Annotated in this window: 18 protein-coding genes, 1 rRNA gene, 1 riboswitch and 1 other annotated feature (1 of these 21 only partly in view); of the genes, 18 read left to right on the top strand and 1 reads right to left on the bottom strand. The window is 49.9% G+C overall.

Translation table 11 applies throughout. The features are described from left to right. Positions 1–66, top strand: a sequence feature (16S ribosomal RNA rRNA prediction is too short); it begins 184 nt to the left of the window's first position. 124 nt (positions 67–190) lie between these two features. Next, a 5S ribosomal RNA gene (rrf, locus tag E6W40_RS27900) occupies positions 191–307 on the top strand. An 850-nt stretch (positions 308–1157) separates the two neighbouring features. After that, positions 1158–1892: an acyl-[acyl-carrier-protein] thioesterase gene (locus E6W40_RS27895; protein WP_136608827.1), complete on the top strand. Its 735-nt coding sequence runs from the start codon at positions 1158–1160 to the stop codon at positions 1890–1892. Between the two features lie 95 nt (positions 1893–1987). Here E6W40_RS27895 and E6W40_RS27890 read toward each other — a convergent pair whose 3' ends face one another. Then, positions 1988–3709: a methyl-accepting chemotaxis protein gene (locus E6W40_RS27890; RefSeq protein WP_246073239.1), complete on the bottom strand. Its 1722-nt coding sequence runs from the start codon at positions 3707–3709 to the stop codon at positions 1988–1990. A gap of 315 nt (positions 3710–4024) precedes the next feature. Between E6W40_RS27890 and E6W40_RS30310 the strand changes: the two genes are divergently transcribed. The 16 genes from E6W40_RS30310 (at position 4025) to purD (ending at position 21999) form a co-directional block, all read left to right on the top strand. Further along, on the top strand, positions 4025–4159 hold the full coding sequence (locus E6W40_RS30310; protein WP_281281520.1) for a hypothetical protein: 135 nt from the start codon (positions 4025–4027) through the stop codon (positions 4157–4159). 318 nt (positions 4160–4477) lie between these two features. Continuing rightward, positions 4478–6613, top strand: a complete 2136-nt coding sequence (locus tag E6W40_RS27885) for a DNA topoisomerase III (RefSeq protein ID WP_136608825.1) — start codon at positions 4478–4480, stop codon at positions 6611–6613. Between the two features lie 126 nt (positions 6614–6739). Next, the gene (locus tag E6W40_RS27880) at positions 6740–7003 is read left to right on the top strand and encodes a DUF1294 domain-containing protein (RefSeq protein ID WP_136608824.1); all 264 of its coding nucleotides are present in this window, start codon (positions 6740–6742) and stop codon (positions 7001–7003) included. Between the two features lie 148 nt (positions 7004–7151). Further along, positions 7152–7586 (top strand): universal stress protein, encoded by a 435-nt coding sequence (locus tag E6W40_RS27875; RefSeq protein ID WP_136608823.1) that lies wholly within the window; start codon positions 7152–7154, stop codon positions 7584–7586. A gap of 200 nt (positions 7587–7786) precedes the next feature. Beyond that, positions 7787–7888: riboswitch (purine riboswitch) on the top strand. 195 nt (positions 7889–8083) lie between these two features. Next, positions 8084–8569 carry a 5-(carboxyamino)imidazole ribonucleotide mutase gene (purE, locus tag E6W40_RS27870; RefSeq protein WP_136608946.1) on the top strand — a complete coding sequence of 162 codons (486 nt, stop codon included), beginning with the start codon at positions 8084–8086 and terminating at the stop codon, positions 8567–8569. Next, complete coding sequence (gene purK, locus E6W40_RS27865) at positions 8566–9753, top strand: 5-(carboxyamino)imidazole ribonucleotide synthase (protein ID WP_136608822.1); 1188 nt, start codon at positions 8566–8568, stop codon at positions 9751–9753. Before purE ends, purK begins: the two co-directional genes overlap by 4 nt. A 3-nt stretch (positions 9754–9756) precedes the next feature. Further along, entirely contained in the window at positions 9757–11052 is a 1296-nt protein-coding gene (gene purB, locus E6W40_RS27860) for an adenylosuccinate lyase (protein WP_136608821.1), read from the top strand. Between the two features lie 63 nt (positions 11053–11115). Next, positions 11116–12003 (top strand): phosphoribosylaminoimidazolesuccinocarboxamide synthase, encoded by an 888-nt coding sequence (locus tag E6W40_RS27855; RefSeq protein ID WP_136608820.1) that lies wholly within the window; start codon positions 11116–11118, stop codon positions 12001–12003. A 365-nt stretch (positions 12004–12368) separates the two neighbouring features. After that, positions 12369–12614, top strand: a complete 246-nt coding sequence (gene purS, locus E6W40_RS27850) for a phosphoribosylformylglycinamidine synthase subunit PurS (protein ID WP_136608819.1) — start codon at positions 12369–12371, stop codon at positions 12612–12614. Positions 12615–12619: 5 nt separating this feature from the next. Then, positions 12620–13309 (top strand): phosphoribosylformylglycinamidine synthase subunit PurQ, encoded by a 690-nt coding sequence (gene purQ / locus E6W40_RS27845; RefSeq protein WP_136608818.1) that lies wholly within the window; start codon positions 12620–12622, stop codon positions 13307–13309. Next, positions 13287–15530, top strand: coding sequence for a phosphoribosylformylglycinamidine synthase subunit PurL (purL, locus tag E6W40_RS27840; RefSeq protein WP_136608817.1), 2244 nt, complete (start codon positions 13287–13289; stop codon positions 15528–15530). The genes purQ and purL overlap by 23 nt, the downstream gene beginning before the upstream one ends. Then, complete coding sequence (gene purF / locus E6W40_RS27835) at positions 15515–16996, top strand: amidophosphoribosyltransferase (RefSeq protein WP_136608816.1); 1482 nt, start codon at positions 15515–15517, stop codon at positions 16994–16996. The genes purL and purF overlap by 16 nt, the downstream gene beginning before the upstream one ends. Positions 16997–17083: 87 nt before the next feature. Further along, positions 17084–18124, top strand: coding sequence for a phosphoribosylformylglycinamidine cyclo-ligase (gene purM / locus E6W40_RS27830; RefSeq protein WP_136608945.1), 1041 nt, complete (start codon positions 17084–17086; stop codon positions 18122–18124). After that, positions 18124–18744, top strand: coding sequence for a phosphoribosylglycinamide formyltransferase (gene purN, locus E6W40_RS27825; protein WP_136608815.1), 621 nt, complete (start codon positions 18124–18126; stop codon positions 18742–18744). Before purM ends, purN begins: the two co-directional genes overlap by 1 nt. A 294-nt stretch (positions 18745–19038) precedes the next feature. Then, a complete protein-coding gene (gene purH / locus E6W40_RS27820; RefSeq protein ID WP_136608814.1) occupies positions 19039–20586 on the top strand; it encodes a bifunctional phosphoribosylaminoimidazolecarboxamide formyltransferase/IMP cyclohydrolase in 1548 nt (515 codons plus the stop codon). A gap of 138 nt (positions 20587–20724) precedes the next feature. Further along, positions 20725–21999 (top strand): phosphoribosylamine--glycine ligase, encoded by a 1275-nt coding sequence (purD, locus tag E6W40_RS27815; RefSeq protein WP_136608813.1) that lies wholly within the window; start codon positions 20725–20727, stop codon positions 21997–21999. Positions 22000–22044: the final 45 nt, after the last annotated feature.

Here is a 22044-nt window from a genome sequence, read left to right as displayed (position 1 = left end):
GAGGGCTTATCCTAAAAACTTTACGAAGTAAAGTTACTTCGTAAGCATATGTACTAAATCGCAAATTCGTTTCGTATCTAGTTTTCAGGTGATCAAACATCTGAACTGATTTTTAAGCTGCATGTCCTTTCTAAGGATGGATCTTTTGCTGGTGAGTAATCATCGAAGCGAAGACAGCGCAAAAATCCTGTTTGGTGGCGATAGCGGAGGGGTTCCACGCGTACCCATCCCGAACACGACCGTTAAGCCCTCCAGCGCCGATGGTACTTGGACCGAAGGGTCCTGGGAGAGTAGGATGCCGCCAAGCGAAGAACCACTGTTGATGAATAATCGATGGTGGTTTTTTTGTCCCCTTTTGTGGATACTTTATTGAAGTGGACTTTATTCATCCACAGGTTTTCCTCCTTTTCTAGTTTGAAAAATACTTATGCACAGAAAAATCAATCGAAAATTGTAATTTTAGAGAATCTCACAAAAAGTTCTCCACAAATTCACAATTTCATCCCCATAATACACAGCTTTACGTAAAAATAGCTGACATGGGCAAAGTTATCGGCTAGTTATGAACATGAGGATAACTTAGGGAAGAAGCATCTTCAAAATCTTTTCACATTCGTTTATGTTCATAATTTATGTTCATAATGTTCGTTACCGACTAGACCAGCTTGCCTTCCTGCATGGCACACTCTGCGATTAGGGGATTATCCTGCTCGCGGAGTTCTTTTAACTTGCACCGGAATATCAACCATCGTATTGAGATCCTGCACATGATGGATGAAGCGAGCTGTGAGTTTGGATATGCCTCATCTGTTGTTCCAATCCCCTCCTACTACTGAGAGATCAGCCAGCTTATGAAATGAAGACTCCAATCGGTTCAGATTTGCTGAGCGTGAGGTCGCCATTTTTCCGAAGTCCATAGTGGACCTCCGCCAAAGCCAATTTTCACGTCATCCGAGATCATAGGATCATGATCTGTCACCTTCCAGGGTGGACTAGCAGATCAAAAGAGCTGTACAGATTAGCCAAGTATAATAGCGTTTTTATTATTTTAAGGTCGACACGTGATACGACCAAATGAATTGTTTCTAAGGATTGCTTGCCTGGTTTTTGGTGATGAGGAGGAGTATGATTTATAAAGTACAGGAGAGTGAACGCATATGGATATCAAATGGAATGAAAATTATCTCATCCATTCCAATGACATTGATTATAAATCGGAAGCGCGCCTATCGGTACTGCTTGCTCTGATGCAGCGCACGGCTGATGCCGATCTGGAGCGTCTCGGCGCTACGCGGGATCAGATGATCGCTGAGGGAATGGGATGGATGCTGATTACAATGGAGCTGCGCTTTCAGCGGATGCCAAAAGCACTGGAAGATATTTCGATTCAAACATGGAATAAAGGACCGAAGGGTGCCCTCTGGCAGCGTGACTTTCGAATTATGGATCCTGAGGGGAAGACGATTGCTGAAGCATGCAGCATCTGGGCTCTAGTGGATATAAGCAAACGGAAAGTGCTGCGCCCTTCCGCATTTCCATTTGAGGTGCCGATTAAGGCTGATGATTCGGTAGGAGAGGCGCCAGACAAGGTGAAAATTCCCGAAGATACGGTCATGCAGGAAGCTTATCTCTCCGTCGTCCGTTATAGTGGTATCGATGCGAACGGACATCTTAACAATTCCCGTTACGCCGATCTATGCATGGACGCACTTCGTAAAGAAGAACTCGATAAGCTTCTTATAAAATCATTTAAAATCACGTACCAGCACGAAGCATTGGCAGGAGATGAGATGGGAATTTACCGTTCGGATTCCGTTGACGGCAAGCTTTATTTCAGGGGACAGGCTCCTGATGGCGTCTCTTACTTTGAAGCTTGCATAGTGACAGGCTGACAACAATCCAGCAGGTGATTCATTTGAAATATCAAAAGCGCTGGAGCTATGGCTCCAGCGCTTTTTTATGGGGGAATAAACTTGTCTCGTGCTTGTTATACTTTAAACACCATAATCATTTCCTGCAGCTGACGGCTGACCGAGCTTAAGGATTGGGTAGATTTGCTGATCTCCTGGATTAAATCAAGCTGCATACCCGCGGCATCCGATACTTGGCCAGAGGTACGGGCAATGTTGCCTGCCGCATATTTCAGTTCGGTAACCGATGCGGTCGCTTCTTCAGAGGAAGCTGAAATCTGCTCAAGGGAAGCAGATATTTCCTGCATCTGCATCGCTACATTGCTTGTGGACTGCAGAATGCGGCTAAAGGATTGCCCAGCCTCGGATGCAAGGGATAGCCCGCGGGTTGCTTCTTGCTGTCCATGATCTGCTGCTTCCATGGAATCGTTGGTGCTCTCCTGAATACGCGATACCAGATCTGAAATACCGGCAGCAGATTTGTTCGTGCTTTCGGCGAGCTTTCGTATTTCACTTGCCACAACGGCAAAGCCTGCCCCATGCTCCCCTGCCCGTGCTGCCTCAATCGAAGCATTGAGTGAGAGCAGGTTGGTCTGATGGGAGACCTCGGTAATCAGGTCAGTAAAGGTACCGATTTCCGTAATACGCAGGTTTAGGTTATGAAGAACATCCGAGATTTTACCTACGGAAATGTTGATTGCTTCCATCTGATTCATCATTTCCTGAAGCGCATGATGACCGGATTCAGCGTTATCAGCCATCTGGTTGGACTCCTCCGACGCAGATGAAGTAGATTCGGCAATCCGTTGTATGCCAAGAGCAGTCTCTTCCAGAACAATAACGGTCTCATCGGCAATTTTGGAGGTGGTGCTTGTCTGCCCAGCAACCTCGGAAATATCCTTCGTGACGGACAAGGAGTAGTTTTCTGTCTCCAAAGCGCCTGTTTGAAGCTGTTCGGATGAGCTTATCATAAGTCTGGATTGCTCTTGAATGTTGTGGATAAGTGAACGAAGATGGCTGTTCATCTTACTAATCGAATTGTACAGCTGTCCGATTTCGTCATTCGAATCGGAACTGAAATCTTGTGTGGTGAGATCGCCATCTGCTATTTTGTTAGCCATACCTACGATATTCCGGAGAGGCAGCAAAAGTCGGTAAATAACGAAGTAAATAATCAATCCTGTAACGGCAATGCCGACAAGGGTAATGATGATTTGCTTGGTCCGTGATTCGCTGACGACATTATTGATATAACCCGCGGAATAGTCGATGCCGAGAACCGCGACGACTTTCCCTTCGCTCCGGATCGGCTGCATGATGGTTCTCCAGGAACCTAGAGCATCCTCATACATCCCCGTAATCTGTCGTGTGCCGGTCTCATAGGCTTTTTGCGCGGCATTAACATTATCTGCAGCTAACCCATCCAAAGGCTTGTTGAATTCCGTCATTACTTCATTAAGGTCAGACGTGAAGACGACCGGATAAATTTGTCCGTCCTGAATCCTCCATACATAGCTGGAGGCCATCGTGCCTTGAACCTTTTGAATAAAATCCAGCTGGTTTTGTACCTTTTCGAAATCGGGATTGTCTTTCCCTGTTTGATTGACCAACGAAGTAATTTGAACAGGATCGAGCTGCATCGCGGTTAAATTACCGACACCTTCAAGCTCATGCTCCAAATCCCGGGATAAGCCAGACTTCAATGTATTGATGTTCAACTGTAGAATGAGCATAAATACGACGATGATGACGGGAATTAAAAGTAAGGAAATTTTGTATTTTAATGATAAATTACGCATCTTCACTGCATGGGACCCCCTATATACTCGTTAATAATTCACATACGACTAAGTACCTAATTTATAGGTTTATATATTTACAATGACTTGTTTATTCACCCCGCATGGTTCAAATGATACAGCTTATAACATTTTGAAAGCTGCAATGGTTTATTTAGCCAATTTTAACTTAACAAAAATAGACAAAATAATCTATATTTTTCTCTATAATTCCTGTAATGCTTTCATGATTAACCGATGAATAGTCTTTAAGAACTATTTTACAGGGATAAAGAAACCGGATTAGGGGATTGATAACGGAAAGGGGGGATAGTCGTGCCGCATCATAAACCGTTTAAAATCAACAACCAGCAAAATAAAGCCAGCATCAAAGAGGAAGCCATCACGCTGCACCCGGAAAAGGCAGCCAAGGTACCGCCCAGCTTGAATCAGATTTCGAAACAAGAGTAGCAATAGTAGCAATAGCAGTACCTTTGTACCCTTGATATAAGTACTAAAGTGCAATGATGTATAGAAAGTTCCTTCTGGTGCCGTTTGCGGATATTCGTATCCACTTATGGCCTGGAAGGTTTTTTCTGTTTAAAGAGCTATAAAGCCCATTTCATGACGCGGGGCATTGGATGGTATAATAGAAGCAAGAGAAAAAAACGTCAATCGACATACTCTCACAGAAGCTGGACCGCATCTAGTGGAGGTTTTTCTTGCGATATCAGGATGGGGATTCCTCGGGGTTCATTGAATTTTGATATCTTCAGAAAGGGGAGCGTTATGAAATCACTCGTATTAGCTGAAAAACCATCCGTGGCGCGTGAAATTGCGCGGGTCATGGGAAGCAGGGAAAAGCACAAGGGATATTTTGAAGGCCCTCAATATATTGTCACCTGGGCACTGGGTCATTTGGTAGGACTGGCCGAGCCGGAAGACTATGACCACAAATATGCGACATGGAATCTTGAGGATCTGCCGATCCTGCCGGCAACGATGAAGCTGAAGGCGCTGCGGGAAACCGGCCAGCAGTTCAGAGTCGTTCAGCAGATGATCAAGCGTCAGGATGTAAACAAGCTGATTATAGCGACGGATGCGGCACGCGAAGGGGAACTCCTGGCACGCTGGATTTTGAAAATGGCCCACTGGAACAAGCCGTTTCAGCGCCTATGGATTTCATCTCAGACAGATAAAGCGATCAAGGAAGGTTTTGCGTCTTTGCGTCCGGGCAACCAGTTTGACCGATTATATGAATCGGCACGCTGCCGGGCCGAAGCAGACTGGATGATTGGGCTTAACGTAACGCGTGCACTGACAGTCAAGTATAGTGCCCAGCTGTCCGCAGGCCGTGTACAGACGCCTTCGCTTGGTATGATTATGGACAGGGAAAATGAAATCGTGAATTTTCGTTCCCAGGAATATGACACACTGAAAGCGGATTTCGGCAGCTTTTCGGCAAACTGGCGCGGTAAAAATGGAGACGCACGCATCTTCGAGCGCCAAAATACGGATTCGTTGAAGAAGAAGCTGGAGGGCCAGTACGGTAAGATTACGCAGGTGAAAAAGTCGGAGAAGGTCGAGCCGCATCCGCTTGCGTATGATCTGACAGAGCTTCAGAGAGATGCGAACCGTAAATATGGATTCTCCGCAAAGCAGACATCCAATGTACTGCAGCGTCTGTATGAACAATATAAGCTGGTTACATATCCGCGCACGGACAGCCGTTATTTGACATCCGACATGGTTCATACCTTGAAGGAGCGACTTGAGAGCGTGGCCATCGGCCCTTATGCGACACTTGCCCGTCCACTGCTGCGCAAGAATCTGCCGATAACCAAACGGATTGTCGATGATTCGAAGGTCAGTGACCATCATGCGATCATTCCGACGGAAGAGACTGTGCTGCTGAATCAGCTGAATACGGAGGAGCGCAAGCTGTATGATCTGATAGTGCGCCGCTTTATCAGTCTGTTCTATTCTCCTGCACGTTACGACAATGTGAGCGTCATTGTACAGGTCGAGGGAGAACAGCTGCATGTCAAAGGTACGACGATCAAGGACGCAGGCTGGCGCGAGGTCTATGGGGCTGAAGCGGATGATCTCTCCGATGAGGATAATGATGGGGATACGGATGACAGTTCTTCATTGCTCCCTGAGCTTCATGAGGGAGACTCCGTCAAAGTGCAGCGTGTTCATGTTCAAGGAGGAAGAACGCTTCCGCCGAAGCGTTACACCGAAGCAAGCCTGCTCTCGCAAATGGAAAAGCATGGACTGGGCACGCCTGCCACCCGGGCGGATATCATAGAAAAGCTGATTAACTCCGATACGATTGAGCGTCAGGGCAATCTTTTGCATCCGACCGGCAAAGGAAAGCAGCTGATTGAGCTGGTTGCGCCCGAACTGCGTACGCCGGAGCTTACCGCCCGCTGGGAAGCCGAGCTTGAGAAAATCGCCCGCGGTCAAGGACAGCCGGAGCCTTTTCTTCAGGGGATTCGGAGCATGTCCAAGGATCTGGTGACCGGGGTAAAAAATAGCTCTGCCGGCTACAAGCCTCACAACGTATCCAACAGCCACTGCCCGCAATGCGGAACAAAACTTTTGGAGAAGAAGGGCAAGCGTGGTAAAATGCTGATTTGTCCAAGTGATGATTGCGGCTACCGTCGCTCCGATGAAAAGCGCCTGTCGAACCGCCGCTGTCCGCAGTGCCATAAGAAGATGGAGATGAAGGAAGGCAAGGCTGGCATGTATGTGCAGTGCCTGTCCTGCGGAATTACCGAGACGATGAATAAGGACAATAAGCATGTGAATAAGAAGGAAGCGAGTAAGCTTGTCCAGCAATATTCCAGCCAGGAATCGTCTGCCGTCTCTAATTTGGGTGAACTGCTAAAAGCCGCTATGGAGCAGAAAAACGATAAATAACGCCAGGTAAACCAGGTTCACTCAGATATACCTTAGAAACTGAAATAATTTTGAGTTTTGACATTGTTTCCGGCCCGATACAGATTTATAATGAAGCTAGGCAGGTTGAACGGAGGTGGTTCCCCGGTGAGAACAGCCCTATGGGTATGGTTTATTTTCATCAATGCAGTGGGCTACCTGGTGATGTCAGAGGATAAAAGAAGAGCAAGGAACAGGCGCGACCGCGTACCTGAGAGAACGCTTTTTTTACTGGCGGCAATCGGCGGATCGCTTGGTGTATGGATCGCGATGTACCGCAAGCGCCATAAGACGCGCCATCTGAGTTTTCGCATTGGCATCCCTCTGCTATTGTTTGTGAATGCCGTTCTGTACGCCTATTTTTTAAGCTAGCAGCTGCACTACAACAGGCTTTATCGATTTTCTTCTATCTTGAGCTGGATCTGTTCCATTTGTATTTATGATTAACGGAATGGATTCAAGGTTAAATCGTTTAATACATGGCAATTCAACAAAACAGAGAAAGAAGAGGTGGGTTCACATGTTATTCTCCAAAATTCTTCTGGCTTATGATGGTTCCAAAGCTTCCAATAAGGCTCTTGACCGTGCGATTGAATTGGCTCATGCAGCACCAGGTTCGGTCATTCAGGTCCTGCATGCATTCGATTTTCCGCGTGTCTTTATCGGTGAAGGGCTTGCTCCGATTCCGGCGTCTGTCAACAAGGATTTTTATGATTTGGCTGAACAGACCGTTGACGAAGCGAAAAAGCGCTTGACGGACGAGGGCGTAAGCTTCAACGTGGAAATGATCCAGGGAGCTCCCGCAGAAACCATCTTGAGATATGCCAAGGAAAAAGGCTCGGATGTCATTATTATTGGCAGCCGCGGTTTAGGCGGAATTCGTGAATTCGTGCTTGGTAGTGTCAGCCACAACGTGGTGCAGCATGCCCGTATACCTGTTCTTGTGATTAAGTAATCAAATATTAAAATTGTAAGCCAGTGTGCCGGAGTTTGAAGGTGTACTGGCTTGCTTTTTAGGTATGAATAGGTCAAAAAACGAACATTAAATTTATGATTCTATTAATTGTTCGTGTTTGAGTTGACATGTGATGTAGGGGATTGTTAAACTGATAAATGTAAGTCCTCCTAAACGGAGGCGTTCAAATATCAGCTATCATATACAATTGAAAAAATGCTCGTATAACGCCGGGAATAAGGCCCGGAAGTTTCTACCCGGAGACCGTAAATTTCCGGACTACGAGGGAATACCGCAAGGGAGGCTGTACGGCCATTCCGATCTTGGTGTGTGTCTTTTGTGATCAATCAATGATGCACCCAAGCGTATATGTATTCCTGACATGGTCCGGTATCCTGAAAATCACCATTTTCTTGGGACCGGGCTTTTTGGTCTAATTTTCGGCTTTTGATAAAAAATACAGATCGCTAAAAAACCACATGAAAGTAGGTAGAAACATGTCAGCATCGGTCGCTGTCATCATGGGCAGCAAATCGGATTGGGAAACGATGCAGCACGCTTGCATAGTGCTTGATGAACTGAATATTCCTTATGAGAAAAAGGTCGTATCCGCGCATCGTACGCCGGATTTGATGTTTAGCTTCGCGGAAGAAGCTGCGCAGCGGGGCATTAAGGTCATCATCGCAGGTGCGGGCGGTGCCGCGCATTTGCCGGGGATGGTTGCCGCCAAAACGGTGCTGCCTGTAATCGGCGTACCGGTGCAGACCAAAGCACTGAACGGACTGGATTCCCTGCTTTCGATCGTACAAATGCCTGGAGGAATTCCAGTCGCTACAGTGGCCATCGGTCAGGCTGGAGCGACAAATGCAGGACTGCTGGCAGCCCAGATCATTGGGACTTCTGATCCTGTCATTCAAAACCGGGTTCAGGCACGGCGGGATCATATCCGTAATGAAGTGCTGGAAAGCAGTGACTCGCTATGAGTAAAGAACTGCAGAATAGACCTCTGATGGATACGAAAACGCTGCTTCCCGGCGCAACGATTGGTATTTTGGGCGGGGGACAGCTTGGACGCATGATGGCGCTGGCTGGAACGGCAATGGGATACCGGTTCATTACACTGGACCCGACGCCGGGAGCGCCATGCGGGCAGGTTACACCGCAGATTGAAGCATCTTATAGCGACGAAGCGGCAGCGCGGAATTTGGCTTTGGCATCGGATGTCATTACGTATGAATTTGAAAATGTGGATGCGGATGTTGCTGCCCTGCTCGAAAAGGAATCGTACGTACCGCAGGGAAGCACGCTGCTCTACACAACTCAGCACAGACTGCGGGAGAAACGGGCAATGGAGTCGGCAGGAATACCCGTCGCACCATACCGCGAGATTACGGATTTGTCGAGCCTGATCCAGGCTGCAGAAGAGCTGGGTCTACCCTGTGTGCTGAAAACGGCAACCGGCGGTTATGATGGAAAGGGACAAGCGGTCATTCGCACAAGCGAAGAACTGGAAGCAGCTTACGAGGAACTTGCGGCTTCTGGGAGAGAGCTGGTGCTGGAGAAATTTATCGCTTTCCAAGCGGAAATTTCCGTTATTGCTGCACGAAGCCCGAAGGGTGAAGTGAAAAGCTTTCCTGTCTCGGAAAATATCCATGTGGACGGCATCCTGCATTTGTCCATCGTGCCGGCAAGAGTAGAGGAAAGCGTCCAACGTGAAGCGCGGAAGCTGGCAGAAAAGCTGGCGGAAAGCCTGAACGTGGCTGGCCTTCTCGCCGTGGAAATGTTCGTGACGGAGGACGGCGGACTGTATGTGAATGAAGTGGCCCCCCGCCCTCACAATTCCGGACATTACACGATGGAGGCATGTGCAACCTCACAGTTTGAGCAGCATGTGCGGGCGATCTGCAATCTGCCGCTCGGAGATACCACGCTTCTCAGTCCCGTTGTTATGGTGAACGTGCTCGGACAGCATTTGGAAGAAGTCGTGAAGCAGGCAGGCGTGCCGGATCAAGCATTGAACGAATACGGCGCCGTGCCTAAGCTTCATTTATATGGAAAGAATGAGAGCAAGACTGGCCGCAAAATGGGCCATATGAACCTGTTATGCAAAGATGTTCAGCATGCGCTGGACTGGATCGAACAAACTCACATTTGGAGGCAAGGATAATCAATGATCGAACGTTATAGCAGACCGGAAATGCGGGCCATCTGGACCGAGGAGAATAAATTTAAGGCTTGGCTTGAAGTAGAATTATGCGCTTGTGAAGCATGGGCGGAGCTCGGAGTCATTCCGAAGGAAGATACGAAGCTGCTTCGTGAGAATGCCACGTTTGATATTCAGCGCATTAATGAAATTGAACAGGAAACACGTCATGACGTAATTGCCTTTACCCGTACCGTGTCCGAAAGCCTTGGACAGGAACGCAAATGGGTGCATTATGGCCTGACTTCCACCGACGTGGTAGACACAGCTCTTGGCTATCTTTTGCGCCAGGCGAATGAAATTATTGAACAGGATTTGATCCGTTTCATCGAAATCTTAAAGGACAAAGCTATTGCCTACAAGGACACTCCGATGATGGGCCGCACGCATGGTGTGCATGCCGAACCGACAACATTCGGATTGAAAATGGCGTTGTGGCATGAGGAAATGAAGCGTAATCTGGAGCGTTTCCGCCATGCAGCCAAAGGTGTGGAGTTCGGAAAAGTCTCCGGCGCTGTCGGCACCTATGCGAATATCGATCCGTTTGTGGAGGAATTCGTATGCAAGAAGCTTGGAACCAGCCCGGCTCCAATATCTACACAAACGCTGCAGCGTGATCGTCATGCCGAATACATGGCAACACTCGCGCTGATTGCAACTTCGATGGATAAATTCGCGACTGAAATCCGTGCCCTGCAAAAGAGTGAGGTTCGCGAGGTGGAAGAGGCTTTTGCCAAAGGTCAAAAGGGCTCCTCGGCGATGCCGCATAAACGCAACCCGATCGGCTGCGAGAACATCTCCGGTCTCTCCCGCGTGATCCGCGGACATATGGTAACGGCATTCGAAGACGTGGCACTCTGGCATGAACGCGACATTTCGCATTCCTCCGTGGAACGGATTATTCTGCCGGATGCAACCATGCTGCTGAACTACATGCTGAACCGCTTCGGCAACATCGTGAAGAATCTGACGGTGTTCCCGGAAAATATGAAGCGCAACATGGGCCGTACCTTCGGCGTTCCATTCTCCGGACGCGTCATGACCAAGCTGATCGACAAGGGCTTCAGCCGCGAGCAGGCGTATGATACGGTGCAGCCGCGCGCAATGCAGGCTTGGGAAGAGCAGCGCCAGTTCCGCGACATCGTAGAATCAACACCTGAAATTACGGAAGCGCTGAGCGCGGAAGATATCGAAGATGCATTCAACCCTTCATGGCATCTGAAGCATGTAGATACGATTTTCAAAAAGCTTGGCCTGATTTAATCTTCAATCCGCCTAATCAGGTGAATGAGATCAATGATGAAGGAAAAAGTGGGGAGGATTCACATGACATCACCGGCCGTATCCACTGCTGTGGAACTTGTTGATGCGCCGCTGCTTTATAAGGGCAAGGTACGTGAGCTGTATGATTTGGGGGAACATGTGCTGATCGTCGTCACAGACCGGATTTCCGCATTTGATTATGTGCTGGACCCGGCTGTTCCGGAGAAAGGGAATGTTCTGAACCGGCTTAGCGCCTTCTGGTTCGAACAGACCCGCGAGCTGATGGAAAACCACGTGGTTCATACTGATGTGGATCAATTGGGAAATATCGCGAAGGACAAAGCGCTTTTGAAGGACCGGATCATGGTGGTCCGCAAGGCGCAGCGTATCGATATGGAATGCGTTGTCAGAGGCTACATCACCGGGGGCGGCTGGAGACAGTATCAAACCTCGGGAGAAGTGAATGGAATCCGTCTGCCGCAGGGCATCCGTAAAAATGAGCCTTTCCCGGAGCCGATCTTCACACCTGCCGCGAAAAACGATGTCGGTCACGACGAAGACATTTCCATGGAACAAATGAAGTCGATGATCGGTGACGAGCTTGCGGTAGAGCTTCAGGAGAAAAGCCTTAAGCTGTACGGCTTTGCCCGGGATTACTGCGCGGAACGCGGAATTATTCTAGCTGACTGCAAGTTCGAATTCGGTATTCTGGATGGCCGGGTGATCCTGATTGATGAAATCTTCACACCTGATTCTTCACGCTTCTGGGCGAAGGAGAATTACGCTTTGGATATCGAAATCGACAGCATGGATAAAGAGCCTGTCCGCACTTATCTGGCTTCTACGTCATGGGACAAGAACAGCCAGCCGGCTCCGCTTCCCGCGGAAGTGGTGGAAGAAACGACGCGCCGGTACGTGGATATCTACCGCAGATTGACCGAGAAGGCGTAAGGGGTACCGTAAGGTTTCTGAGATTTGTAAATCAGTTGCTACATTTTAGATTGGAATATTTCAAATGTGCCTAGTAAGCGTCAAAAAGCAGGTACGGAACCGGAAGCTGAAAAAGCAGAAAATGAACTGCAGAAGTAATTCTACTTCAACGGAGCAGGCGGAATTATTCTGAAGAAGCGTAGCGTTCGCCTTTGTCCTCCGATTTCGACAATGACTTACTTCAATCAGAGAAATCGGAGGACAACAGCGATCGGAAGAATAATCCGCATGCGAAGTGAGGATAGTCTTACACAATCTATTTTAGCGAACTTATCCAACTATATTTTAAGCTCATTCTATCTAACCTGAGGAGGAACCAGAGGAATATGTTGAAAGCTACGGTTTATGTCACAATTAAGCAGGGCGTACTCGATCCGCAAGGTGTTGCGGTACAAGGAGCGCTGCATTCGATGGGGTTTCAGGAAGTCGAAAGTTTGCGTATCGGAAAATATATGGAGCTTAGCCTGAACACGGATGATCGTGCTGAGGCGGAGCGCCAGGTTAAACAGATGTGCGAAAAGCTTTTGGCGAACACGGTGGTTGAGGATTACCGTTACGAATTGGAGGGCTAACATCCATGAAATTTGCAGTTCTCGTCTTTCCGGGCTCCAACTGTGATATTGACTGCTACAAAGCAGTGGAAGAAGCAATTGGAGAGCCTGTCGATTACGTGTGGCATACGGCTACCGATCTTTCCGCATATGACTGTATTTTGGTTCCAGGCGGGTTTTCTTATGGCGACTATTTACGCTGCGGGGCGATTTCCCGTTTTGCTCCGGTTATGAATGAAGTGTCCAAGGTCGCAGCAGAAGGCAAATATATTCTTGGCATCTGTAATGGTTTTCAGATTTTGACGGAAGCGGGTCTTCTTCCTGGGGCGCTGTTGCGCAATACATCCATGAAATTCCGCTGCCATGATACTGCACTTCAGGTGGTTAACAATCAAACGCCATTCACGAATGATTTTGATCTGAATGAGGAAATTGTCATCCCGATCGCACATGGCGAGGGCAATTACTACTGTGATGAAGAGACGCTGAAACAGCTTCAGCAGAACAACCAGATCGTGTTTAAGTATAAGGATAATCCGAACGGTTCTCTGGCCGATATTGCAGGGATCTGCAACGAGCGGGGAAATGTCGTTGGCATGATGCCGCATCCGGAGCGGGCCGTGAATGACCTGCTCGGCTCGGCAGACGGAAAACGCATGTTTACATCAATCCTGAAGGCTTGGAGGGATACCCATGGCACAGCAAGTGTCCGCTAAGGAACCGACCGCAGAGCAAATTGCGGAGCAGAAAATATATCAGCAGTTTGGCGTGTCCGATAGTGAATATGAGCTGATCTGTTCGTTTATGGGACGTCAGCCTAACTATACAGAGATCGGCGTTTTCAGCGTTATGTGGTCCGAGCACTGCGCATACAAAAACTCGAAGCCGCTTCTGCGCCGCTTTCCGACCAGCGGACCTCGTGTATTAATGGGTCCCGGAGAAGGTGCAGGCATTGTCGATATTGGCGACAATCAGGCTGTTGTTTTCAAAATCGAGAGTCATAACCACCCTTCAGCAGTAGAGCCTTACCAAGGTGCGGCGACTGGGGTTGGCGGCATTATCCGTGATATTTTCTCGATGGGTGCAAGACCTGTTGCGCTGCTGAACTCCCTGCGCTTCGGCAAACTGGAGAGCGACCGCGTAAAATATTTATTCGAGCATGTCGTATCCGGGATTGCGGGATATGGCAACTGCATCGGTATTCCGACGGTAGCGGGCGAAGTGATGTTCGACAACAGTTATGACGGAAATCCGCTTGTGAACGCGATGTGTGTAGGCCTCATCGATCATGATAAAATCCAGCGCGGCGTAGCCAAAGGCGTGGGCAACCCTGTATTCTACGTGGGCCCACCTACCGGCCGTGACGGTATTCATGGTGCGACATTTGCCTCCGTTGAACTGAGTGAAGAGTCGGAAGCGAAGAAAACTGCGGTACAGGTCGGCGATCCGTTCATGGAAAAGCTCGTGATGGAATCCTGCCTGGAATTGATTGATACCGGCATCGTGCTGGGTATTCAGGATATGGGCGCGGCAGGTCTGACCTGCTCCAGCTCGGAAATGGCGAGTAAAGCAGGCAACGGTCTCGAGCTTTACCTGGATCAGGTTCCGCAGCGTGAAGAAGGCATGAGTCCTTATGAAATGATGCTGTCCGAGTCGCAGGAACGGATGTTGTTCGTTGTGGAGCCGAAGGATGAAGCGCAAGCAATGGAAATTTTTGAACGTTGGGGTGTTATCTGCGCCAAGGTTGGTAAAGTAACGGACGATGGTCGTCTGAAGCTGTTCCATCACGGTGATCTGGTCGGTGATATGCCGGTACAAGCGCTCGTAGATGAGTGCCCTGTCTATGAGAAGCCATCAAGTGTTCCAGGTTATTACGTGGACAATGAGAAAGTAGATACCCTACGTTATGACGAAGTGAAGGACCTGGGCGGTGCCCTGAAGACGGTACTGGCTTCTCCGACGGTTGCAAGCAAAGCATGGGTGTACAATCAATATGACTATATGGTCCGCACCAGTACGGCGGTACGTCCGGGCTCCGACGCGGCGGTAATTACAATTAACGGCACGCGCAAAGGCCTCGCGATGACGACGGATTGCAATGGACGTTATGTATATCTGGACCCTGAGGTTGGCGGCAAAATCGCAGTCAGCGAAGCGGCGCGCAATATTGTCTGCACAGGAGCAGAGCCGCTCGCGATTACGGATAACCTGAACTTCGGCAGTCCGGAAAAACCGGATATTTTCTGGCAAATGGAACGTGCAGTCGATGGTATGGCGGAAGCATGCCGGGTGCTGGATACGCCGGTCATCGGCGGAAATGTCAGCCTGTACAATGAAAATGCAGGTGGGGCCATTTACCCGACTCCGGTTGTCGGCATGGTTGGATTGCTGCATGATACAGACCACATTACTACCCAGGGCTTCAAACAGGAAGGCGATGTGATTTTCCTCCTGGGTGAGACCAAGGCTGAGCTGGGCGGAAGCGAACTTCAATATGCGGTCCATGGCGTAACGGAAGGCCGACCACCAGTGCTCGATCTGGATACGGAGAAAAAGCTGCTATCAGGCGTCCTTGGTGCGATCCAAAGCGGCTTGGTACAGTCAGCGCATGATCTGTCCGAGGGTGGACTCGCCGTTGCACTGGCAGAGTCCTGCATTAGCGGCTCGCTGGGTGCGAGCGTGTCCATCAGCACGGCTCTCCGCCATGATCTGGCACTCTTCAGCGAATCGCAGTCGCGTATTTTGCTGTCTGCTGCCAAGAATCAAGCGGACAAGCTGCAAGCGTATCTGACGGAGCAGGGCGTCCCGGTGACGTTGATCGGCTCTGTCGGCGGCGAGAGTCTGGTGGTAGATATCAACGACGCGCCGGCATTGAATGAATCGGTCAAAGGGCTGCGTCAAGTCTGGGAGGATGCGATTCCATGTCTCATGAAATAGCACCGCAAACGCTGTGGACCGGAGACTATTATAATGAAGGCGCAGGCAAGGAAGGCCTGTTCGACAAATTGAAGGAAGAATGCGGTGTATTCGGGGTCTATGGACACTCGGATGCCGCATCCTTGTCCTATTATGGGCTTCACGCCCTTCAGCATCGCGGTGAGGAAAGTGCGGGGATCTGCGTCAGCAATGGTGAAGAATTCCATTACCACCGCGGCATGGGTCTGGTGAAGGAGGTATTCGACAAGGATACCTTGGCATCGCTGACCGGATCCATCTCCATTGGTCATGTGCGCTATTCAACCAGCGGGGACAGCAAGCTGACGAATGCTCAGCCGCTGGTCTTCAAGTACCGCGCGGGTGATCTTGCCGTGGCGACCAACGGCAATATCGTGAATGCACCGCAAATCCGGCGCGAGCTGGAAGAGAGCGGATCGATTTTTCAGACGACAAGTGATACAGAGGTTATTGCCCATCTGATTGCGCGCTCCTCAAAAGATCTTGTGGAGGCGGCCAAGGATGCCTTTAACCGGATTGTCGGTGGATATGCGTTCATGATTATGACCAATGACAAGCTGCTGGTGGCTTCCGATCCGCATGGTCTGAGACCTCTGACGATGGGCAAGCTCGGTGATGCTTATATCTTTGCTTCCGAGACTTGTGCGTTCGAAACCATCGGTGCGGAATCCATACGGGATATCGAGCCAGGCGAGCTGCTTGTGCTGGACCGCGATGGATTGCACGAGGATCGTTTTGAAGAGAAAAAGCACCGCAAAGCGCTGTGTGCGATGGAATATATCTATTTTGCACGGCCCGACAGTGATATGAACGGCTCCAACCAGCACTCCGCGCGTAAGCGTATGGGCAGCCGCATGGCTCTGGAATCGTTCGTGGACGCGGATATTGTGACCGGCGTTCCGGATTCGAGCATTTCGGCGGCCATTGGCTACGCGGAACAGACAGGCATTCCTTACGAGCTTGGGCTGATCAAGAACAAATACACGGGCCGGACCTTCATCCAGCCAAGCCAAGAACTGCGTGAGCAGGGCGTGAAGATGAAACTGAGCGCGGTACGCCGCGTGGTGGAAGGACAGCGTGTAGTCATGATTGATGATTCCATCGTGCGCGGCACGACGTCTCGCCGGATCGTCAACCTGCTTCGTGAAGCGGGCGCTGTTGAAGTCCATGTACGGATCACGTCGCCTCCGTTTAAGAATCCATGTTTCTATGGCATCGATACACCGGACCGGCGTGAACTGATCGCATCGTCACGATCTATCGAAGAAATTTGTCGTGAGATCAATGCGGACTCGCTTGCATTCCTGAGTCCTGAAGGCTTGATCACAGCGATTGCGGGCAATAACGCGGAAGATCACAAGGGCGGTCTATGTCTGGCCTGCTTCGATAATGATTACCCGACGCGCATAGACTTCAACGGGGAAGAGAAGTTTGGCTGCAGCTGTTAATCATTAAATATATGAATCATTTATCAGGTTGCTAATGGACTGAACGAAAGTGATAAATAACTTTGCTGAAGGGAAGTGTCGTGGGAAGTGTCAGAGGCCTATAAAAATGCTGGTGTCGATATTGCGGCAGGCAATGAAGCGGTAGAACGCATGAAGAAGCATGTGAAGCGGACGTTCCGTCCTGAAGTCATGACCGATCTTGGCGGTTTTGGCGGGTTGTTCGGATTGAACAAGGATAAGTATGAAGAGCCAGTGCTCGTATCGGGAACAGATGGGGTTGGCACAAAGCTGAAAATCGCTTTTGCCATGGACCGTCATGATACCATCGGCATCGATGCGGTTGCTATGTGTGTGAACGATATTATCGTTCAGGGCGCAGAGCCGCTTTTCTTCCTGGATTATCTCGCCTGTGACAAGGTCGTGCCTGAAAAGATCGAAGCGATCGTTGCAGGTATCGCTGAAGGCTGTCATCAATCCGGCTGTGCTTTGATCGGCGGCGAAACGGCAGAAATGCCTGGTATGTATTCGGAAGGCGAATACGATATCGCAGGCTTCACAGTGGGTGTGGTCGACAAGAGCAAAATCATCAACGGCTCCACGATCGCTTCTGGCGACACCGTGATTGGCCTGGCATCCAGCGGCGTACACAGCAATGGCTTCTCCCTCGTTCGGAAGCTGCTGCTGGAGCAGCAGGGATACAGCCTGCATGATTCGATCCCTGAGCTCGGCGGCATATTGGGAGATACACTTCTCGAACCTACGAAAATCTATGTCAAACCGCTGCTTGCTCTGCTTGAAAAGCTGCAGGTTAAAGGCATGGCACATATCACCGGCGGCGGGTTTGTTGAAAATATTCCGCGGATGCTGCCTGATGATGTGAATGTCGACATCGAATACGGCTCCTGGCCGATTCTTCCGATATTCGAGCTGATGCAAAGCAAAGGCGGCATTACAAACCGGGACATGTTTACCACCTTCAATATGGGCATTGGATTGGTGCTTGTCGTGGCAGCTGAGGATGCGGAGAAGGCAGTCGGATTGTTGAAGGAGCAAGGCGAAGAGGCGTATATCATCGGAAAGGTTACTTCAGGAGAATCGGTCGTGACCTTTACGGGAGCTGACGTTTAATGAGCACTTATCGTATTGCTGTGTTTGCTTCTGGCGAGGGCAGCAATTTTCAAGCTTTGGCGGAAGCGGCAAGCGCAGGCAGTCTCGGCGGAGCGGAGATTGCGCTGCTTGTCTGTGACAAGCCTTCCGCACCCGTAGTACAGCGTGCCGAACAGCTGGGCATCAAGGCACATATATTTAATCCCAAGGATTACGAGTCACGTGAAGCTTATGAGCATGAAATTGTCTTGCGGCTCGAAGAGCTGCAGGTGAATCTGGTAGTGCTAGCGGGATATATGCGGCTGCTGACGCCGGTTATCGTCCATCAGTATAGAGGACGTCTTATCAACATTCATCCTTCTCTTCTGCCTGCTTTCCCGGGCAAAGATGCCATCGGACAAGCGCTGGAATATGGTGTGAAGCTGAGCGGTGTCACCGTTCATTTTGTAGATGAAGGCATGGATACGGGTCCGATCATCGCACAGAAGGCGATTCATATCGTCTCTGGAGAAACGGCTGAGTCGTTCGCCCAGGCTGTGCATGGCGTCGAAAAAGAGCTGTATCCAGAGGTTGTCTCCTGGCTTGCCCAAGGTCTTGTGCAGCTTGAAGGCAGACAGGTAACGGTAGCGAGGAAAAGCTAAGCAGGAATATTGCTGAGACGACAAGTTCGGCGTATCTCGTAATTATTTTAATTTTTTGTCAGTAAGTATGTTTCAAACGAAGGCTCTCCGGGTACGTGCATTCGATATTTCTCGGGAAATAAATAACGGTCCATCGAAAGTTAGCGTTTTTACACGAGGGGATTAGGGCAAGCCAGATAGCAGCTTATTAAACTCAATATATCAACGTTAACGGTAAACATGATCTATATATTGGGTCCATGAATCGCGATAAGCAGGATTGCATCAGCCTCAACTATAAAGGAGGAGCATATTGTGGGTATAAAAAGAGCTCTGGTTAGCGTTTCGGATAAGAAGGGCATCGTAGATTTTTGCCGTGAGCTGTCTACACTCGGCGTGGAAATTATTTCGACAGGCGGAACGAAGAGTCTGCTGGCGAAAGAAGGCGTGCCAGTCATCGGTATTTCCGACGTGACGGGATTTCCTGAAATTTTGGACGGTCGTGTCAAAACTCTCCACCCTGCGGTACACAGTGGACTGCTGGCCGTTCGCGACAGCGAAGAGCATCAGCAGCAGATGAAGGATCTGGGACTGGATTATATCGATCTGGTTGTCGTTAATCTGTATCCTTTCCAGGAAACCATCGCCAAGCCGGATGTAACGTATGAGGACGCGATTGAAAATATCGATATCGGCGGTCCAACCATGCTCCGCTCGGCAGCTAAAAATCACGCATTCGTGACCGTGGTTGTAGATTCCGATGATTATGGTACTGTCGTTCAGCAAATCCGCGAACAGGGGGATACCACCCTTGATACACGCAAACAGCTTGCAGCCAAAGTCTTCCGCCATACTGGCGCATACGACGCACTTATTTCCGATTACATGTCGAATGTAACTGGCGAACCGCTCCCAGAGCGCTATACAGTGACCTACGAAAAAATTCAGGATCTCCGCTATGGGGAAAATCCGCATCAAAAAGCTGCATTTTACCGCAAGCCGCTGGCTCCTGCAGGCACGTTGACGACAGCAGAGCAGCTTCATGGCAAAGAACTTTCCTACAACAACATTAATGATGCCAATGCAGCGCTGCAAATCGTGAAAGAGTTTGACGAGCCAACGGTGGTGGCCGTTAAGCATATGAATCCTTGCGGTGTGGGGGTAGGCGAAAGCATCCTGGAGGCTTATCAAAAGGCATACAGCGCTGATCCAACTTCTATCTTTGGCGGCATCGTGGCTGCGAACCGTATGATCGACAGCGATACGGCGAAGCTGCTCAGCGAAATTTTCCTTGAAATCGTGCTTGCACCGGACTTCACCGAGGAAGCGCTCGAAATATTGACGAAAAAGAAAAACATCCGCTTGCTGAAAATGGGTGAATTCGGCTCTTCCCGTGAGCGTAAGGGCAGTTTTGTCGTGACATCCATCGACGGCGGCATGGTCGTGCAGGAAAGCGACGTCCATGCACTGGATGCGGCTGATCTGAAGGTCGTGACCGACCGTCAGCCTACACCAGAGGAACTGAAGCAGCTGCTCTTCGCATGGAAGGTTGTTAAGCATGTGAAATCGAATGCGATCATTCTTGCTGCTGACAACATGACCGTTGGGGTCGGAGCCGGACAAATGAACCGTGTGGGCTCAGCCAAAATAGCCATCGAACAGGCAGGAGAGAAAGCCAAAGGCTCCGTTCTGGCATCCGATGCATTCTTCCCAATGGGCGACACGCTTGAGTTTGCAGCGAAAGCAGGCATTACCGCGGTCATTCAGCCAGGCGGCTCCATCAAGGATGAAGAGTCCATTAAAGTGGCTAACGAATACGGCATCGCCATGGTATTTACCGGCGTAAGACATTTTAAACACTAATTACCCATAGAGATAAAGGCCAATTATGGCAGTAAACAGAGAAGACATATGAAATTGAAAACGGGCTCCGCCTGCTGCAGGTTGAAAGCAGCTTGGGTGGGGCCTGAAATATAACGGGGATAGGAACAGGAGGCGGACATGGATATTTTGGTCATTGGCGGCGGAGGCCGCGAGCATGCAATCGTATGGGCGCTGAATAAAAGCACAAAGGCAGACCGTATCTACTGCGCACCGGGAAATGCCGGGATCGGGCAGATTGCGGAGTGCGTACCGATTGGTGTGAATGAATTCGACAAGCTCACGGCCTTTGCAGCCGAGAAACAAGTCGGACTAGTGGTTGTCGGTCCGGATGATCCATTGGCGGATGGGATTGTCGATGCGTTCGAAGCGAAGGAAATTCCGGTATTCGGACCACGCAGGAATGCGGCAGAAATCGAAGGCAGCAAAACCTTCATGAAGGATCTGCTTCATAAATACAATATCCCGACTGCGGCTTATGAGAAATTCGACAGCTATGACGAGGCTCTTGCCTACTTAGATACGCAAAAAGCCCCGATTGTCATTAAAGCGGATGGACTTGCGGCAGGAAAAGGCGTGACCGTGGCACGCACGATGGAAGAAGCGCAGCAGGCGCTGCATGACATCATGGTCGCCAAAGTATTTGGCGAATCGGGAGCGCAGGTTGTCATTGAGCAGTTTCTGGAGGGACAGGAAATGTCGATCCTCTCCTTTGTAGATGGAGAAACGGTACGTCCAATGCCAGCTGCCCAGGATCACAAGCCGATATTCGACGGCGACCGCGGTCCCAATACAGGAGGCATGGGTACCTATTCGCCTCTGCCGCATATTGATCCGGCAATTATCGAGAACGCGATCGAGAACATCATCAAGCCAACAGCTAAGGCCATGGTGGCTGAAGGCCGTCCATTCCGCGGTATACTGTTCGCCGGTTTGATGATACAGCCGGATGGAACGCCGACAACGGTTGAATTCAATGCCCGTTTCGGTGATCCCGAAACCCAGGTCGTGCTGCCGCGTCTGGAGAGCGATCTGCTGGACATATTTCTCGCTGCGGTGAATGGAACACTCTCCGATGTGGAAATCGAGTGGAGCGATGAGGCTGCGGTCTGCGTCGTACTTGCTTCCGAAGGTTATCCGGCAACTTATCCCAAAGGGCTTCCGATCGAGGGACTGGAGCCGTCCGGAAACGCAACGGATGCGCTTGTGTTCCATGCCGGCACAGCCCGGAATGAACAAGGTCAGTATGTAACAAATGGCGGCCGTGTGCTTGGTGTCGTAGGATTGGGTTCCGGTATTGCCGAAGCCCGTGCAAAAGCGTATGAGCAGGCAGAGCAGATTACGTTCAGCGGCAAGCAAAACCGAACGGATATCGCCGCGAAAGCACTCGTCTAAGATCATTTAACTAAAATAAAGGCCTCGCCTCGTACTTCCAGGTTA

This window comes from Paenibacillus dokdonensis (assembly GCF_004916975.1).
Classification (GTDB): Bacteria; Bacillota; Bacilli; order Paenibacillales; family Paenibacillaceae; genus Paenibacillus_AQ; species Paenibacillus_AQ dokdonensis.
Note: the sequence above shows the minus strand (reverse complement) of the source record. Positions and strands in the feature narration are given on the sequence as shown.

Excerpts from the sequence above, each read along its gene's own strand:
- E6W40_RS27875 (WP_136608823.1), top strand. The coding sequence starts at position 7,152 with ATGTTATTCTCCAAAATTCTTCTGGCTTATGATGGTTCCAAAGCTTCC.
- purK (WP_136608822.1), top strand. The coding sequence starts at position 8,566 with ATGAGTAAAGAACTGCAGAATAGACCTCTGATGGATACGAAAACGCTG.
- E6W40_RS27890 (WP_246073239.1), bottom strand. The coding sequence starts at position 3,709 with ATGCGTAATTTATCATTAAAATACAAAATTTCCTTACTTTTAATTCCC.
- purD (WP_136608813.1), top strand. The coding sequence starts at position 20,725 with ATGGATATTTTGGTCATTGGCGGCGGAGGCCGCGAGCATGCAATCGTA.
- purE (WP_136608946.1), top strand. The coding sequence starts at position 8,084 with ATGTCAGCATCGGTCGCTGTCATCATGGGCAGCAAATCGGATTGGGAA.
- purL (WP_136608817.1), top strand. The coding sequence starts at position 13,287 with ATGGCACAGCAAGTGTCCGCTAAGGAACCGACCGCAGAGCAAATTGCG.
- purS (WP_136608819.1), top strand. The coding sequence starts at position 12,369 with ATGTTGAAAGCTACGGTTTATGTCACAATTAAGCAGGGCGTACTCGAT.
- purF (WP_136608816.1), top strand. The coding sequence starts at position 15,515 with ATGTCTCATGAAATAGCACCGCAAACGCTGTGGACCGGAGACTATTAT.
- E6W40_RS27895 (WP_136608827.1), top strand. The coding sequence starts at position 1,158 with ATGGATATCAAATGGAATGAAAATTATCTCATCCATTCCAATGACATT.
- purQ (WP_136608818.1), top strand. The coding sequence starts at position 12,620 with ATGAAATTTGCAGTTCTCGTCTTTCCGGGCTCCAACTGTGATATTGAC.
- purN (WP_136608815.1), top strand. The coding sequence starts at position 18,124 with ATGAGCACTTATCGTATTGCTGTGTTTGCTTCTGGCGAGGGCAGCAAT.
- E6W40_RS27885 (WP_136608825.1), top strand. The coding sequence starts at position 4,478 with ATGAAATCACTCGTATTAGCTGAAAAACCATCCGTGGCGCGTGAAATT.
- purB (WP_136608821.1), top strand. The coding sequence starts at position 9,757 with ATGATCGAACGTTATAGCAGACCGGAAATGCGGGCCATCTGGACCGAG.
- E6W40_RS27855 (WP_136608820.1), top strand. The coding sequence starts at position 11,116 with ATGACATCACCGGCCGTATCCACTGCTGTGGAACTTGTTGATGCGCCG.